Raw genomic sequence first — 16,002 nt, forward strand, 5'->3', positions numbered from 1 at the left:
GTAATTAATATAGACAAGCAAATGCATGTACTTAGTAAGTATAAATTAATTATCCTATTAGCAATTATTTCTTTAACGATTACAGGCTGCTGGGAAAAAGAAAATGATCAGCCTACTAATTTGGCTGAGGGAGAATGTAGAATAGTAAAAAGTGATCAGGGTGATGGAGTATTAAGTACACTGGAATATAATTCTGATGGCTATTTAGTTAAAGAAAGAGCAGTATATAAATCAGCTACTGGGAATAGTATTTATCTCCATCTTTACTCTTATGATGCTGATAATAAGCTGGTAAAATACGATGTATATGTTGACGATGAGCCTATAGAATATACTGTATACGAGTACATTAATGGGGTAGTAAGCCTTTTGAAGAAGTATACTTATTCAGATATAGGTTTAAAAGAAGAAATACAATCTTTTAAGTATAGCACTGATAATAAAGTGATTGAACAGATTATGGGAGATTATAAGTCAGTTTATACTTATGATGAGAATGAAAACATAGTTTTAACAGAAACTTACTTTATAAGTACAGGTAAATTAATGCATCGCACTCGGTATGAAGATTATGATGATAAACCCAATTATCACAGTGCTTTAAAGGGAATATTTTTAGATCCGATTTATAGTTCAAGAAATAATCATAGAAAAGAAAGTAATGAATCTGTCTATGAAGATGGTAGTGTAAATAAAGGTTTTGAAGGATATTATACTTATGAATATAATGGTAATGGTTATCCCTCAAAAGTAACCTTAACAGATGATACCGGAACCCGAAGATTTTATAACATTAGTTATACTTACCAATGTAATTAGTTAAATGGTAAAATCCATGCGACTAATCTGCTTATAAAGATATCAGTAATTAGAGGTTAAAAGCTGATAAATAATTCCGGCGGCAGAAGCAAAAAGGCCGCAGCTGAAATGTGTCAACTGCGGCCTTTAATCTTTTTTTAAACTCCTAAACTCTCTAACTCTCTAACTCATTAACATTAGAGATCAACTTCTCCAAAATATTCTGTGCGGCAACAGAGATAATAGTTCCCGGACCAAACACACCTGCAGCGCCAGCTTTAAACAGGAAGTCGTAGTCCTGGGCCGGGATAACGCCGCCAACTATAACCATAATATCATCGCGGTTTAGCTTGCGGAGTTCTTCTATCAACTGTGGAACCAGTGTTTTATGGCCGGCTGCCAAACTGCTTACACCCACCACGTGCACGTCGTTTTCGGCGGCTTGCATGGCTACTTCGGCTGGGGTCTGGAATAATGGGCCAATGTCCACATCGAAGCCGAGGTCGGCGAAGGAGGTGGCGATTACTTTAGAGCCGCGGTCATGACCATCCTGGCCCATTTTGGCAACCATAATGCGTGGGCGGCGGCCTTCCAGTTCTTCAAACTGATCAGCTAATGCCTTAGCACGCTCAAAATTCTCGTCGTCGGTTATTTCTGCTGAATACACTCCTGATATAGCTCTTATTACTGCTTTGTGTCTGCCGTATACTTTCTCTAAGGCATCTGAAATCTCGCCCAACGTAGCGCGGTGGCGAGCTGCTTCTACGGCCAGGTCCAGTAAATTGCCTTCACCAGACTGTGCCGCATTTGTTAGTGCCTCCAGTGCTTTTGTAACAGTATTCTGATCACGGTTTTCTTTAACATTGGCAAGTCTTCGCAACTGCGATTCACGAACGGCTGTGTTGTCGATATCCAAGATCTCGATTTCCTGTTCCTGCTCTGGTTTATACTTGTTTACGCCAACTATAATGTCTTTGCCAGCATCTATTCGGGCTTGTTTGCGGGCAGCGGCTTCCTCAATGCGCATTTTAGGCAGGCCAGTTTCTATAGCCTTCGCCATACCACCCAGTTCTTCCACTTCTTCTATTAATGCCCAGGCTTTATGTGCCAGCTCGTGCGTCAGAGCTTCCACGTAATAAGAGCCACCCCAAGGGTCAACCACTTTGGTAATGTTGGTTTCCTGCTGAATATAGATCTGTGTGTTTCGGGCAATACGAGCAGAGAAGTCAGTTGGCAGGGCAATGGCTTCATCCAAGGCGTTGGTGTGTAAGCTTTGTGTTCCACCAAGTGCAGCCGCTAAAGCTTCTACACAAGTTCGGGTTACGTTATTGAACGGGTCCTGCTCGGTTAAGCTCCAGCCTGAGGTCTGGCAGTGTGTTCTAAGTGCTAAAGATTTCGGGTTTTTAGGGTTGAATTGCTTCAAGAGTTTAGCCCAAAGCATACGCGCAGCACGCATCTTGGCGATCTCCATAAAGTGGTTCATGCCAATAGCCCAGAAGAACGATAAGCGCGGCGCGAAATCATCGATGTCCATGCCTGCCTGCAAACCGGTGCGCACATACTCCAGGCCATCAGCCAAGGTATAAGCCAGCTCAATATCAGCGGTGGCGCCGGCTTCCTGCATATGGTACCCCGATATGGAAATGGAATTGAAGCGCGGCATCTTTTTAGAAGTATAAGCGAAGATGTCGGCGATGATCTTCATACTTGGCTCCGGCGGATAGATGTAGGTGTTGCGCACCATAAACTCCTTCAGGATGTCGTTCTGAATGGTACCACTCAGTTGCTCCGGTTTTACCCCCTGCTCTTCAGCAGCCACAATGTAAAACGCCATGATCGGCAACACTGCACCGTTCATAGTCATGGAAACCGACATTTCGTTCAGCGGGATCTGGTCGAACAGGATTTTCATGTCCTCCACAGAGTCGATAGCCACACCGGCTTTACCAACATCGCCAACTACACGCGGATGATCGGAGTCGTAACCACGATGTGTAGCCAAATCAAAAGCTACTGACAAACCTTTTTGCCCGCCAGCCAGGTTGCGGCGATAAAAGGCGTTACTTTCCTCAGCTGTAGAGAAACCGGCATACTGACGAATGGTCCAGGGCTTTTGCACATACATGGTGCTGTAGGGGCCACGTAAATAAGGCGGTAAACCGGCAGTAAAATCCAGGTGTTCAAAGTGCGCGGCATCTTCCGAAGTATAAAAGGTCTTTACCTTTATCTGCTCCGGCGTTTTCCAGACGTTGGCATCAGCTGGTGCTGGTGTACCATTAGCTGCCGCAACTTTACTTATGTCTATTTTCGAAAAATCAGGCTTCATTTATCTTAATTATGAATGAGTGATTGAGTGAATGTGTGAATAGGTTTACTATCAGTTCATCCGCTCATCAAAATCCATTTATCTTTATAGTCCAGAATGAGAGTTTAAGCGAGTTTAAATTCATAATTATTCACTCAATCACTCATTCAAAATTCTTAATTAAATCTAACTGGCGTGCTCGGAGGTTACTACCCAGCGGCTGCCAATTTTCTTCCAGACCTGCGATGATACACCTCCCATCAACAGTTCGCCTTCTAGTTCTATCTTCCACCGGAAAACAAAGTATACGGCTTTATCAGATACCTGCTCTATGTGCAGCGGCTCATAAGTATAAATTCCCATTTTACTGCGGTCAGTAAAGTCCTGCAGAAACATGTCGTATACTTGCTGATATCCTTTTTCGGTACCGTTCTTACTTACCCAGAGCATTTCCGGAGAGTTCCAGTAAAAGGTCATGGCTGTTTCCAGGTCGCCTTTGTTCCAGGCAGCAATCTGCCCTTCCAGCGCTTTCTTTACTTCCTGTACGGCATCGCCTTTAGGCATGGTAAACGACGAAAGTATAGTTGTAGCAGCCATAGTTAGTAGTGTCAGGTAAAGTAGTTTCAGGTTACTGGCCATTGTTGCCATGCAATTTTCTATGAACCAAGTCCAGGATGCTCTTCATGTCGCAGTCCTCGAAAATAAATTCATCATACCCGTTAGCAATCATTTCATCTTTCATGTGCTGTGGGTTGTCAGCCAGAATCATAGTTGGCTTGGCATGGTGGCTGCGCAGGCGCGGACCAAACTCGCGTATATAAGCGGCTTCAGAAGAGGCTACCACTAACACCTCAGCGGCTGTACTTTGTAATTTATCTGATGCTTCTTCAACGCTGTTGTATTGTTGCATCTCGGTATCGAAGCCGGCACAGCTAAAGAACTCTTTTGCAAAGCTGGCATTTACCTGGCGTTTCTCAGCATCTCCGATAACCGCAACTATAACTTTAGGGCGGCGCAGGCGCTTGCGCAAATGCAGTTCAGTGGCCATACGCATTACTTCGGTTGGATAAGCAGCGCGGGTGGTATCAAACTCATGGCTTTGAATAAGCTCTTCCGGGTCAAAATCTATTTTTTCTTTCGGGTTCGGATATTTGTTTGTGCCAACCAGCACCATACGGCCAGTAGCAATATCACGGAACTTACGGCGGCTTACTTCAGTGATCGAGCCAAGTATAAATCCGCTTTCGTAGGCTGCTTCAAAACCACCTTTGGCTTCTACTTCCTGAAATAGTTCCCAGGCTTTAGTTGCCAGCTGATTCGTGAGTGACTCCAGGTAATAAGAGCCGGCAGCCGGATCAATGGCTTTATCCAGGTAAGCTTCTTCTTTCAGTATAATAGATACGTTGCGGGCTATGCGCTCCGAAAATTCTTCTGAAGATCTGAATGTACTGTCGAATGGAGAAACCGTAAGCGAATCAGCACCGGCAATAACTGCCGACATGGCTTCAGTAGTTACACGCAGCATGTTCACGTATGGGTCCAGGGTGGTTTGGTACCAGCTGGATGTACTGCTATGGATGCGCAACCTGGCAGCCAGCGAAGGCGGAGCCATATACGCATCAACCACGGCAGCCCAGAGCAGGCGCATAGCACGCAGTTTTGCTATCTCGAAGAAATAATTGGTGCCAGCTGCCATATGAAACTGCATATCCTGGAGCACAGATTCCGCAGATTCTCCTGCATTAGTCAGGCGGTGCATATAAGCAACAGCAGCACTTAAAGTATAAGCAATTTCCTGGGTAGCCGAAGCACCAATGCTGCTGAAGTTAGTACCACTAATGGTGATGCCGTAAAATTCAGGGCTTTCTTTGGCAAGATTCAGAACCTCAACTATAGCTTTATTTTCTTCCCTCGACAGTTCCCCCTTGGCGGTCATGGGGTCATACTTAATGAAACCACGCAGTTTTTGAGGTGATACCTGGTTTGCCGCCAGTTTGCTGTAGAGGCGGTTCGGGAAGTGATCCAGTTTGTTGGGTAATGTATAGGCTACAAAATGTTTGTTCAGGTCTATTTTGCCCAGCAGGTATACAATGTCAAAGTGATCGGGGTGTGGAAGTATAAAATGTACTCCGTCAGCTCCGCGGCTCAGTGCATCTGCAGCCTTGTCTATGGCAGCATTGCTATCGCCGTCTACTTTAATTTCCTGTATGTTCTGCCAGGTGTTTGCATCTGTTTTGCTGCCGCGCAGGTACGGGTAAGTACCAGGCTTTTGCTGTAACGCAGGCAGTTGTTGTACGTCTTCTTTGGTATAATAAGGTTTGACATCGATGCCTTCGTAGGTATGCCAGGTGAGCTGCTCCAGGGGTGTGTCGCGGAGGTCTTTACGGGCGCGCTCTTCCCAGTCGGCTGCCGTGGCAGGAGTAAATTCCGAGAATAGCTTCTGAGTATGTTTGTTCTCGTCCGTCATCTTAGGTATAGGTATAATTTGATGTAAAGATATACTTTACTTTATGTTTTTAATAGGTTCAGCTTTTAGCGCTGGTTTATTTAATACGTGAAATGTAGGCTTGGTATACCCAATACCCGATCAGTAACCAGATAATAACGATCACGGCAGCCATAGTGTAACTGGTTTTTCGTGGGTGCTGTAAGGTCTGGCGGGCTTTCTGGCGGTATTCTTCCAGCACATCAGCAGGCATTAATTTTATACTTAGCCATATGCCAAGGGGTAATAGCAGCAGGTCATCCAGGTAACCCAGCACAGGTATAAAATCCGGAATCAGGTCGATGGGGCTGAAGGCGTAGGCTACTGTAAGTACAAGCACCACTTTAGCCATAAACGGAATGCGCGGGTCCCGCGAAGCCAGGTATAAAGTATAAATATCTTCTTTCAGTTTACGAACAATCTCTTTCCAGTTGCGGAGCATATTTATACTACGGGAAGCAGCAGGGTAGGAGTTCTCTTCTAAGTGCCGTGTGTAAATGGTTGTATGTATTTGTAGGATTAATTACTATATTTCTACTTAAACTCACTGAATACAAAACTCACTTATATGCAACAGAAAGCTTTACTAACTATACTTGGTGCCGGCTTACTTACCTTGTCTGCCCAGGCGCAGGATACCAAACTACTCGCGAAGGCAAATGCCTTGGCCGATAAAATAGAGCCTAAAGTAATAGAATGGCGTCGCGATTATCATCAGTACCCGGAACTAGGTAACAGGGAAACCAAAACAGCGGCAAAAATTGCAAAGCAGCTGAAGTCGTATGGCATTGAAGTAGAAACCGGCGTGGCGCACACCGGTGTGGTCGGTATTTTAAAAGGAGATAAACCCGGACCTGTGGTGGCTTTGCGTGCCGATATTGATGGATTGCCTGTAACAGAACGTGCTGACCTGGCTTTCGCCTCCAAAGAAAAAAGTACTTATAACGGGCAGGAAGTAGGGGTAATGCACGCCTGCGGCCACGATACACATATTGCCATGTTGTTAGGTGCAGCTGAGATTCTGGCAAGTATGAAAAAGGATCTGAAAGGCACGGTAAAATTTATTTTTCAGCCTGCCGAGGAAGGTGCTCCGATAGGCGAAGAAGGCGGCGCTTACCTGATGGTGAAAGAAGGGGTACTGACCAAAGGTCCCAAGCCGGAAGTTATTTTTGGCCTGCATATTAACTCTCAGACTGAAGTGGGGCAGATAAAGTATAGACCGGGTGGTACTATGGCCAGTGCCGATATCTTCAGAATAAATGTGAAAGGCAAGCAGGTGCACGGCGCTTACCCGTGGGCTGGAGTAGATCCGATCGTGGTTTCTGCACAGATCATAAATGGCTTACAAACTATAATCAGCAGGCAAACCGAACTTGCGGAAGATGCTGCAGTTGTAACGGTGGGAAGTATACACGGTGGCGTGCGCAATAACATTATACCGGAGGAGGTGAAGATGGAAGGAACCATACGTGCCCTGAACACCGAGATGCAGAAAAAGATACATGAGAAGGTAAAGCTAACAGCTACTAAGATTGCCGAAAGCGCCGGTGCCACCGCCGAAGTCTCTTTTCATCCGCAGACACCGGTAACCTTTAACGACCCTGCTTTAACTGGTAAAATGCTGCCAACACTGCAGGCAGTTGCTGGCCGCGAAAATGTGATTCTTAGTAAAGCAGTAACAGGAGCCGAAGACTTCGCCTTCTTTCAGGAGAAAATTCCGGGGTTATACCTGTTTGTGGGTGGCATGAAAAAAGGCACAAAACCTGAAAATGCACCGGCACACCACACCCCTGATTTCCATATAGACGAAGCTGGTATGAAGTTGGGCGTAAAAACCCTGACTCACCTGACGCTGAACTATATGGAAGGCAAAGGGAAGAAAGCATTGTAAAAGAAATGAAAGTAGCAAAATAATGAGATACCTGATTCTATTAATTTTCTTTACTGTTCCCTTAAGTGTTTATGCTCAGCATTCTCAATTATCTGTTAAAAATCCAAGCCCAAGGGTAGGGGAGCAGATAGAGATAGTTATGACACTTAAAAAAGAAGATCTTGAGACACTTGAAAAGAAGAAAAGCAAAACCATAGAAGAATTTAGTAAAATACAGGATAACTTCTATGGAAGCGGTTCTCTTAAGTTTTCAAATGTTGCTACAGAGCCTGGAATAAAACAGTTTGGGCCTTTTGATTTTAAATTCGGAGATATAACTGTTAAAACCGATTCAATAAAATTGAATATTGTACCAGCACTACCAGCTGACAAAAAGGAAGGGCTATGGGTAAGAGTGGTTGAGTTTAGAAGGGAGAACTATTTAATTCTTGAACAGCGAATTCCAAACCAATTGAAAAGTGAAAAGAGAGACGACCAAATAACTCATGAATTTTCAGCTGGTGGAGTAAAATTTGCAGAGCTAGATCAAGCTAAATTTGAGTTAAAAGGCTTTGATATTATTTCTACCAATACTAGTTCAAATAGCCAAACTATTGATAAAGGTAATCTGGCTACAGGAACAGTGAGTTATAAGATTTCCATTTACAAATTTAGTAAGACTGATAAGTTTAGTAAGAAAGTTGAATTAGATCAGAGCATGTTTTCAAATTTTCCAGGCAAAATAGAAGATGGTAGAGTATGGATTGAATAACAGCTACTGTTAATTCATTGAACTCTAATTATACTTACTTTAACCTGGTAAACTGGTGCTATTGCAGCACCAGTTTACTGGGCTTTTTATGTCCTAAACTATAAAGTGTTTAAAATATATAAGTTTTAAGATATAAACCTTAACTTAAGTTATGAAACCGTTGGCAGGTTATTTGATGTTGTGCCACAAGCGCGATATCCGTACTTTTGTGGATAACCCGCACCTGACCTTATGAAATACCCGATCCATAGTTATATAACTGCCCTTTTTCTGGCTGCATCTACCGTGGGGTGCCAGCAGAAGGTATGGCAACCACAAGCCAGTCTCGAACAAACCGATGTACCAGTTGATAGTACCGTAATTGCCGACCCGGAAGCCGAGGCCATGATAGCGCCATACCGTACGCAGGTGAGCACCAAGATGAGTGAAGTAATTGGTACGGCAGCTACAGAGCTCCGCAAAGCAGATTACGAATCGCCACTGGGTAATTTTGTAACAGACCTGCTGCTGGAGCAGACAAACAAGCTGATGGATACGCCAGTAGACATGGCCCAGACCACGAACGGCGGTTTGCGTGTACCGCTTCCGGCAGGCCCTGTAAACGTGGGCAATATTTTTGAGCTGATGCCTTTCGAGAACGAAGTGGTAGTGCTGACGCTGGATGGACCAACTACGCAGGAACTATTCGATTTTGCAGCTAAAACCGGAATATCGCCTATAGCCAATGCTACCTACACTGTAAAAGATGGCAAAGCTGCTGATGTTAAAATAGGAGGAAAGCCACTGGATACTTCCCGCAACTATACTATCGTAACTTCTGATTACCTGGCCAGCGGAGGCGATAACATGGCTATGTTCAAGAAAGCCATTAAGACAGAGAAAGCAGGCATGATGATGCGCGACATGATCATCAACCACATAAAAGAACTGACAGCTGCCGGTAAACAAATAACAGCCGATACTAAACCACGAGTTGCCGGGGTACAGAAAAAATAGCCAGCCATGAAGAGAAGAGATTTTTTAAAGTATAGCGCAGTAGGAGCGGCCGGTTTATCTGTACTTGGGTTACCGTTCAGCACAGAAGCTGCCAGCAAAACTATAAGACTTACCATTCTGCATACCAACGACCAGCACTCGCGCATCGATCCGTTTCCGAACGATGGCCGCAAGCATGCCGGAATGGGTGGTATGGCCCGCCGCGCCAGTTTGGTAGATAAGATCCGAAAGGAAGAACTGAATGTGTTATTGCTTGATGCCGGTGACATCTGGCAGGGAACACCATACTTCAACTTTTTTAACGGCGAGCTGGAGTATAAGCTGATGAGTGACATGAAGTACGATGCTGCCACATTAGGTAACCATGACTTCGACCTGGGGCTGGAAGGACTGGCAAAGCAATTACCTTTGGCTGGTTTTGAGTTCCTGAATGCTAACTACGATTTTTCTAAAACCATTCTGAAAGATAAATTTAAGCCTTACAAGGTTTTTGAAAAGGACGGACTGCGCATTGGGGTATTCGGCTTAGGGATAGAACTGGAGGGCCTGGTTGGTAAAAAGCAGTTTGGTGAGACTGTATACTTAGACCCTGTAGCAAAAGCGCAGGAAATGGTAACCGAGCTTCGCGAGAATCAGAAGTGCCACATGGTTATTTGCCTGTCGCATTTGGGTTATAGTTACCAGTCTGAGAAAATTGATGATCGGAAGCTAGCAGGGCAGGTAAGCGGCATCGATCTTATACTTGGTGGTCATACCCATACTTTTATGGAGCAACCGGAGGTGCTACGCCACGAAAACGGGCACGAAACACTCATCAACCAGGTAGGTTGGGCCGGTATTTATTTGGGCAGAATCGACTTTGAATTCAACAAAAAAACGAAGCAAAAGACAAGTATAAAAACGGCTGCGCTGCCTGTGGATAACCCTGTATTAACTTCGTGAAAAAATAATTTTTTGTTTACTTATATTTAAGCAAATTTGTAGCCCCCTGTCGGTTAAGGAGAGATTTGCTTCACCAAAATAGTCTTGTGAGCTTTGGAAAACTGGATGATTAAAGATTGTACAACTGTATGGAGTAACTGCCTGCAGGTGATTAAGGAAAATATTGGCGATCAGAGCTTTAAAACCTGGTTTGAGCCAATTAAACCGATATCGCTGCGCGATGGCGTATTAACCATACAAGTGCCGAGCCAGTTCTTTTACGAATGGCTGGAGGAGCATTATGTGCAACTTCTGAAGAAGGTAATTTACCAGGAACTTGGTGCTGAAGGCCGACTGGAATACTCTATTATAGTTGACCGCGGCAACGAGTCTAACAAGCCACAAACGGTTAACATCCCGACCAAAAAAATACCGGCAGCTGTTGTAAACTCTTACCGCCCCGAGCAAAACTTTATTAAGAGCCCGTTCGAGTCTAAGACCATCGACAGGAACTTCCTGAACTCGCAGCTCAACAGCTCTTATACTTTCGAGAACTATATTGAGGGTGACTGCAACCGTTTGGCGCGTTCTGCAGGTTATGCCGTGGCTAACAAGCCAGGCACTACATCCTTTAACCCGCTGATGGTTTATGGTGGGGTAGGTCTTGGTAAAACGCACCTGGTGCAGGCCATTGGTAACCACATCAAAAACAGCAACCCCGATAAGTTTGTACTTTACGTGTCGTCGGAAAAGTTCGTGAACCAGTTCATCGAGTCTTTGAAAACGAACAACGTGCAGGATTTTGCCAACTTCTATTTGTTGGTGGATATCCTGATCATAGACGACGTGCAGTTTTTAAGCGGTAAAGAGAAGACACAGGAAATGTTCTTCCACATCTTTAACCACTTGCACCAGTCCGGCAAACAGATCGTGATGACCTCTGATTGTCCGCCACGCGATTTGAAAGGCCTGGAAGAGCGACTGTTGTCCCGTTTTAAGTGGGGTTTAACTGCCGACCTGCAGAGCCCGGATTTTGAAACGCGTATGGCCATCATCCAGAAAAAGATGCAAGGCGATGGAATCGATATACCAGATAACGTAATCGAGTACCTTGCTTACAGCGTGGATACTAACGTGCGTGAACTGGAAGGTGTACTGATCTCTTTGATCGCACAGTCATCACTGAACCGTAAAGAAATTGACCTGGAGCTTGCCAAGCAGGCCCTGAAACATATTATTGAGGATGTTGAGACAGAAGTGAATCTTGACTTCATCCAGAAAACTGTAGCGGAGTACTTCCAGGTTAGCCTGGATTCTCTGAAAGCTAAGACGCGTAAGAAGGAGATCGTGACGGCGCGCCAGGTGGCCATGTACTTTGCTAAGGAGTTCACAAGTCATTCGCTAAAGTCTATCGGTTACCATTTTGGTGGCCGCGACCACAGTACCGTTATCCACTCCGTACAAACCGTTTCCGATCTGATCGATACGGACAAGAAATTTAAGGCAAGTATACAGGAGCTTCAGAAGAAATTTAAATCGAAAGCCGGATAGAGAAACTTATACTTAATAAATGGCCGGGGCTATAGTTTCAGTAACTATAGCCCCGGTTTGTTTTAGGAAAACTAGAACCTAACCTATGGCGCGAGCGTCTTCGCTCGTGACTTACTATAGTTGGGCCTTCGGCCCCTAAGGTTATAGTCCTTACATAAAAGAATAAATAATAGGTAAGGTTTAGCTGCTTATTTTATAGTTGCCGCATTTCATCCCCCTACCCCCTTCAAAGGGGGACACTCAACAATGCTAGTTCAAAAATGTTATTTTACATTAGTAGATAAGGTCCCCCTTTGAAGGGGGTAGGGGGATGACCAGTATCTGGATAATTCTAAACCTGTACCACAAAAAATCGGGCTATACTTTTAGAAAGTATAGCCCGATTTTTTATAGATATTACCTTATTGGTTACTACTTGCTTCGGTTACTTCAAAACCATGCTGCATTGCCAGATCTCGTACTTTGTTTTTGATCTTCTCTTTGTCGCGGCGCTTCCTAACCTGCTTTAAATCGAAGTAGGTCTGGTTATCGTTGTTTTCCGTCACACGAAGAGCAAGTGGTGAAATATACACGGCTTTGATATCAGGTATAGCTACCACAAACTTCGGACGGAAAACACCGTGCTTGCGCACAATATATTCGGGGGTAACCTCAATATAAGACTGGAACCCGAAAATAGAAGTGTTCTGAAGTATAACGTACACCAAAAAAGCAATTGCCAGGGCCAGAAAAGCATAAAACAGGTACGATTCTCCTGAAGAAGTTGTATCTGAAAATGCCAGCATGGCTGCCCAAACCACCCACAATAATGTGAGCATGAGCTGAATGGTGAACGACAGCTTTGCGCTGCGCGAAGGGCTTAACTGAATGAATAACGACGATCGTGCACTGCTACTGCCAGATGCTGCCATGCCTTACTGATTTGGTTGAACATATAACCCTTCCTGCGGGTCTAGTGCAAGATAATAAATTATTCGGTAAGTGTAGCGTTTACGGTAATTTCAGGAACAGACGCCAGCGCTTTGGAAACAGGGCAGCCAGCCTTGGCATCTTTTACCAGTTGCTGGAAATCAGCTTCCTGTATGTTTGGTATTTTAGCTTCAGTGGTAAGTACTATTTTTTGGATTGTTGGTGCGCCATCGGTTTCACCTAATGTTACATCAGCGCTCGTTCTGATATAATCTGCTTTCAGGTTCTTCTTATCAACCAAGGCGCTCAGAAACATAGAAAAACAACCGGCGTGTGCTGCCCCAATCAGTTCTTCCGGCGAAGTAGCCCTGGTATCGTCGCCGAAGCGGGATGCGAAAGAATAACCTGTTTTTACATTGCCACGGCCGGTTTCAAATTCGCCAGAACCTTCTTTCAGGCTGCCGTTCCATTGTGCTTTTGCTTTGTGCTGTTTCATAGTTTTATGGTTTAGGTAAAGTATAGAACCAATTTTATGGTTATAGGTTACTTGTTTAAAGTAGTTTTTGTTGGATTTGCCGACAGGTCGTGCTTTGTGAGCTGTAACTTTATGGCATTAGCTGATATCTGCCTATATTTACCAACTATAAATAATAGCAATCTATGGGTTTAAAGGCGTGGTTGAGTAAGTACCTGGCAGCGTATGTGCATAAAAAGCAGCAGCACTGGATGCAGAATCCGGTGGAGGCGCAGCAGGCTATTTTCAGAAAAATCATCTCCGGTGCAAAACAAACCGCTTTTGGCCGCGACCATCAGTTTGAAAGTATAAAAACACATGCTGATTTTATAAAAGCTGTACCTGTACGTGATTACGAAGGATTGAGCAGCTATTTTAACCGCATCAAACAAGGCGAAGCGGATATTACCTGGCCGGGTAAACCTATTTATTTAGCTAAAACCTCCGGCACCACATCCGGCACCAAGTATATTCCCATCACCAAAGACTCTATCCCGAACCATATTAACGGTGCTAAAAACGCGCTGCTGGCTTACATTCACGAAACAGGTAATGCTAAATTCCTGGATGGTAAACTGATATTTTTGTCTGGGAGCCCGGTGCTGGAAGAAGTAGGGGGTATCAAAACCGGCAGACTTTCGGGGATTGTAAACCACCATGTACCAGGTTACCTGCGCACCAACCAGTTGCCAAGCTACGAAACCAACTGCATCGAAGACTGGGAAACAAAGCTGGATCAGATCATTGAGGAAACCATAGATCAGGACATGACGCTGATTTCAGGTATTCCGCCGTGGGTGCAGATGTACTTTGATAAACTGATGCGCCAGACGGGTAAGCAGATAAAAGATATTTTTCCGAACTTCTCGCTGTTTGTGTATGGTGGGGTAAACTTCGAGCCGTACCGCAAAAAGATGTTCGAATCGATTGGCCGCCACGTAGATAGCATCGAAACGTTTCCGGCTTCTGAAGGCTTTTTTGCTTACCAGAACGAACAGAACGACAAAGGACTATTGCTGCTGCTGGATGCCGGCATTTTCTATGAATTTATACCTGTAGAGGAATATTTTAACGACAACCCGACCCGCTTAACGATTGGCGAAGTAGAATTGGGTAAGAATTATGCGCTGGTAATAAATAGTAATGCTGGTTTATGGGGCTACTCGATCGGTGATACCGTGAAGTTTACAAGTATAAAACCTTATAAGCTTATCGTTTCAGGCCGCATCAAACACTTTATTTCCGCTTTTGGCGAGCATGTGATAGGGGAAGAAGTAGAAAAGGCCATGCAGCAAACTATGAAGAAATTTCCGAATGTAGAGTTGGTGGAGTTTACGGTGGCCCCCTTTGTAAGCAGTGGCGAAGGAGAGTCGTACCATGAATGGCTGATCGAGTTCTCGAAAGCACCCCATAACCTGGATGACTTTGAGAAAGACCTGAATGAACAACTTCAGAAGCTGAACAGTTATTACAATGACCTTATTACGGGCAACATCCTCGCAAACCTGAAAATACAGGCTTTACCGCTGGGCACGTTCCGTAACTACATGAAGTCGCAGGGCAAACTAGGAGGGCAAAACAAAGTACCGCGTTTAAGTAATGATCGGATCCTGGCGGATGGCTTGCTTTCAATTACTAATTCCTAAAGACAAACTAATGGTGCAGCTCGTAACTGTACTTATGAAATAATTAGATGAAAAGAATAGCCATACTTGGTTCAACAGGCTCAATTGGTACGCAGGCACTGGAAGTGATTGCAGCCAACCCTGACAGCTTTGAACTGGAAGTAATAACCGCTTATAACAACGCTGATCTACTGATAGAACAGGCTTTGCAGTTTAAGCCCAATGTGGTGGTAATTGCCCGTGAAGACCTTTATGAGCAAGTGCGCGATGCCCTGCAGCGCGAAGACATTAAAGTATACGCCGGTGCTAATGCCCTGTGCTCAGTAGTAGAAATGGGCACAGTAGATATGGTGCTTACAGCAATGGTAGGGTATGCCGGGCTTCAGCCAACTATACGCGCTATACAAGCCGGCAAAGAAATAGCCTTGGCAAATAAAGAAACCCTGGTTGTAGCCGGACAACTGATAACCGACCTAGCGCGCGAGAAAGGTGTGAACATTTACCCGGTAGATTCGGAGCACAGCGCCATTTTCCAGTGCCTGACAGGTGAGTTTCATAACCCGATCGAGAAAATTATACTTACTGCATCAGGTGGGCCATTCCGTGGCAGAACTGCTGAAGATCTAAAATTTGTAACCAAAGCACAGGCCCTCAAACACCCGAACTGGGACATGGGTGCTAAGATTACGATAGACTCTGCCAGCCTTATGAACAAAGGCCTGGAGGTGATAGAAGCGAAATGGTTGTTTGGCTTGCGCAACGACCAGATAGAAGTGGTGGTGCATCCGCAGTCTATAATTCACTCGCTGGTGCAGTTCGAGGATGGCTCTATTAAAGCACAACTTGGTTTGCCTGACATGAAACTGCCGATACAATATGCCATGGGCTACCCAAACCGCCTGAAGTCTGACTTCCCGAGGTTCAATTTCATGGATTATCCGCAACTTACCTTTGAGCAGCCTGACCTGAAAACATTCCGGAATCTGCAGCTGGCATTTGATGCCATGGCACAGGGCGGGAATATGCCGTGCATATTAAACGCAGCCAACGAAGTTGCTGTGGGTGCTTTTCTGCAGGATGAAGTTGGATTTCTGGAGATGTCGGATCTGATAGAAAGCTGTATGGCAAAAGTTGCGTATATTGCAAACCCTTCTCTTGCCGACTATGTTGATACAGATAGGGAAACCCGCCTGTTAGCCGCTGATTTTGTGAAAAACAAAAAGGTTTAGGAGGACATCGGTTCTTAATAACACAAA

14 protein-coding genes are annotated in these 16,002 nt (G+C 44.7%); 8 read left to right on the plus strand and 6 right to left on the minus strand.

Annotation, left to right across the window (positions count from 1 at the left end):
* Positions 1 to 21 precede the first annotated feature (21 nt).
* Entirely contained in the window at positions 22 to 819 is a 798-nt protein-coding gene (locus tag MJ612_RS14180) for a hypothetical protein (protein ID WP_187031102.1), read from the plus strand.
* Positions 820 to 973: 154 nt separating this feature from the next.
* On the opposite strand, the gene scpA is transcribed toward MJ612_RS14180, so the two are convergent.
* The 4 genes from scpA to MJ612_RS14200 all read right to left on the minus strand — a co-directional run bounded on the left by scpA (position 974) and on the right by MJ612_RS14200 (position 6,030).
* Positions 974 to 3,124 carry a methylmalonyl-CoA mutase gene (gene scpA, locus MJ612_RS14185; RefSeq protein ID WP_187031100.1) on the minus strand — a complete coding sequence of 717 codons (2,151 nt, stop codon included), beginning with the start codon at positions 3,122 to 3,124 and terminating at the stop codon, positions 974 to 976.
* 165 nt (positions 3,125 to 3,289) lie between these two features.
* Positions 3,290 to 3,751, minus strand: a complete 462-nt coding sequence (locus tag MJ612_RS14190) for a YybH family protein (RefSeq protein ID WP_187031098.1) — start codon at positions 3,749 to 3,751, stop codon at positions 3,290 to 3,292.
* Entirely contained in the window at positions 3,732 to 5,570 is a 1,839-nt protein-coding gene (locus MJ612_RS14195) for a methylmalonyl-CoA mutase subunit beta (protein WP_187031096.1), read from the minus strand. Before MJ612_RS14195 ends, MJ612_RS14190 begins: the two co-directional genes overlap by 20 nt.
* Before the next feature lie 76 nt (positions 5,571 to 5,646).
* On the minus strand, positions 5,647 to 6,030 hold the full coding sequence (locus MJ612_RS14200; protein WP_187031094.1) for a YkvA family protein: 384 nt from the start codon (positions 6,028 to 6,030) through the stop codon (positions 5,647 to 5,649).
* A 126-nt stretch (positions 6,031 to 6,156) separates the two neighbouring features.
* On the opposite strand from MJ612_RS14200, the gene MJ612_RS14205 reads away from it, so the two are divergent.
* The 5 genes from MJ612_RS14205 to dnaA all read left to right on the plus strand — a co-directional run bounded on the left by MJ612_RS14205 (position 6,157) and on the right by dnaA (position 11,698).
* Entirely contained in the window at positions 6,157 to 7,479 is a 1,323-nt protein-coding gene (locus tag MJ612_RS14205) for an amidohydrolase (RefSeq protein ID WP_187031092.1), read from the plus strand.
* Positions 7,480 to 7,501: 22 nt separating this feature from the next.
* Complete coding sequence (locus tag MJ612_RS14210; protein WP_187031090.1) at positions 7,502 to 8,230, plus strand: hypothetical protein; 729 nt, start codon at positions 7,502 to 7,504, stop codon at positions 8,228 to 8,230.
* A gap of 231 nt (positions 8,231 to 8,461) precedes the next feature.
* The gene (locus MJ612_RS14215) at positions 8,462 to 9,226 is read left to right on the plus strand and encodes a 5'-nucleotidase C-terminal domain-containing protein (protein ID WP_187031088.1); all 765 of its coding nucleotides are present in this window, start codon (positions 8,462 to 8,464) and stop codon (positions 9,224 to 9,226) included.
* 6 nt (positions 9,227 to 9,232) lie between these two features.
* On the plus strand, positions 9,233 to 10,168 hold the full coding sequence (locus tag MJ612_RS14220) for a bifunctional metallophosphatase/5'-nucleotidase (RefSeq protein ID WP_187031086.1): 936 nt from the start codon (positions 9,233 to 9,235) through the stop codon (positions 10,166 to 10,168).
* Between the two features lie 105 nt (positions 10,169 to 10,273).
* Positions 10,274 to 11,698 carry a chromosomal replication initiator protein DnaA gene (dnaA, locus tag MJ612_RS14225; RefSeq protein ID WP_187031084.1) on the plus strand — a complete coding sequence of 475 codons (1,425 nt, stop codon included), beginning with the start codon at positions 10,274 to 10,276 and terminating at the stop codon, positions 11,696 to 11,698.
* Positions 11,699 to 12,099: 401 nt separating this feature from the next.
* Here dnaA and MJ612_RS14230 read toward each other — a convergent pair whose 3' ends face one another.
* Both MJ612_RS14230 and MJ612_RS14235 read right to left on the minus strand, forming a co-directional pair.
* Positions 12,100 to 12,609 (minus strand): hypothetical protein, encoded by a 510-nt coding sequence (locus MJ612_RS14230; RefSeq protein WP_187031082.1) that lies wholly within the window; start codon positions 12,607 to 12,609, stop codon positions 12,100 to 12,102.
* 59 nt (positions 12,610 to 12,668) lie between these two features.
* Positions 12,669 to 13,103, minus strand: coding sequence for an OsmC family peroxiredoxin (locus tag MJ612_RS14235; RefSeq protein WP_187031080.1), 435 nt, complete (start codon positions 13,101 to 13,103; stop codon positions 12,669 to 12,671).
* A 164-nt stretch (positions 13,104 to 13,267) separates the two neighbouring features.
* On the opposite strand from MJ612_RS14235, the gene MJ612_RS14240 reads away from it, so the two are divergent.
* Both MJ612_RS14240 and MJ612_RS14245 read left to right on the plus strand, forming a co-directional pair.
* Entirely contained in the window at positions 13,268 to 14,767 is a 1,500-nt protein-coding gene (locus MJ612_RS14240; protein WP_187031078.1) for a GH3 auxin-responsive promoter family protein, read from the plus strand.
* Between the two features lie 47 nt (positions 14,768 to 14,814).
* The gene (locus MJ612_RS14245; RefSeq protein ID WP_187031076.1) at positions 14,815 to 15,975 is read left to right on the plus strand and encodes a 1-deoxy-D-xylulose-5-phosphate reductoisomerase; all 1,161 of its coding nucleotides are present in this window, start codon (positions 14,815 to 14,817) and stop codon (positions 15,973 to 15,975) included.
* Positions 15,976 to 16,002 lie beyond the last annotated feature (27 nt).

The sequence above is a fragment of the Pontibacter deserti genome (assembly GCF_023630255.1).
Taxonomy (GTDB): domain Bacteria; phylum Bacteroidota; class Bacteroidia; order Cytophagales; family Hymenobacteraceae; genus Pontibacter; species Pontibacter deserti.

Coding starts and splice junctions, on each gene's coding strand:
- MJ612_RS14180 (WP_187031102.1), top strand. CDS start 22: ATGCATGTACTTAGTAAGTATAAATTAATTATCCTATTAGCAATTATT.
- scpA (WP_187031100.1), bottom strand. CDS start 3,124: ATGAAGCCTGATTTTTCGAAAATAGACATAAGTAAAGTTGCGGCAGCT.
- MJ612_RS14190 (WP_187031098.1), bottom strand. CDS start 3,751: ATGGCAACAATGGCCAGTAACCTGAAACTACTTTACCTGACACTACTA.
- MJ612_RS14195 (WP_187031096.1), bottom strand. CDS start 5,570: ATGACGGACGAGAACAAACATACTCAGAAGCTATTCTCGGAATTTACT.
- MJ612_RS14200 (WP_187031094.1), bottom strand. CDS start 6,030: ATGCTCCGCAACTGGAAAGAGATTGTTCGTAAACTGAAAGAAGATATT.
- MJ612_RS14205 (WP_187031092.1), top strand. CDS start 6,157: ATGCAACAGAAAGCTTTACTAACTATACTTGGTGCCGGCTTACTTACC.
- MJ612_RS14210 (WP_187031090.1), top strand. CDS start 7,502: ATGAGATACCTGATTCTATTAATTTTCTTTACTGTTCCCTTAAGTGTT.
- MJ612_RS14215 (WP_187031088.1), top strand. CDS start 8,462: ATGAAATACCCGATCCATAGTTATATAACTGCCCTTTTTCTGGCTGCA.
- MJ612_RS14220 (WP_187031086.1), top strand. CDS start 9,233: ATGAAGAGAAGAGATTTTTTAAAGTATAGCGCAGTAGGAGCGGCCGGT.
- dnaA (WP_187031084.1), top strand. CDS start 10,274: ATGATTAAAGATTGTACAACTGTATGGAGTAACTGCCTGCAGGTGATT.
- MJ612_RS14230 (WP_187031082.1), bottom strand. CDS start 12,609: ATGGCAGCATCTGGCAGTAGCAGTGCACGATCGTCGTTATTCATTCAG.
- MJ612_RS14235 (WP_187031080.1), bottom strand. CDS start 13,103: ATGAAACAGCACAAAGCAAAAGCACAATGGAACGGCAGCCTGAAAGAA.
- MJ612_RS14240 (WP_187031078.1), top strand. CDS start 13,268: ATGGGTTTAAAGGCGTGGTTGAGTAAGTACCTGGCAGCGTATGTGCAT.
- MJ612_RS14245 (WP_187031076.1), top strand. CDS start 14,815: ATGAAAAGAATAGCCATACTTGGTTCAACAGGCTCAATTGGTACGCAG.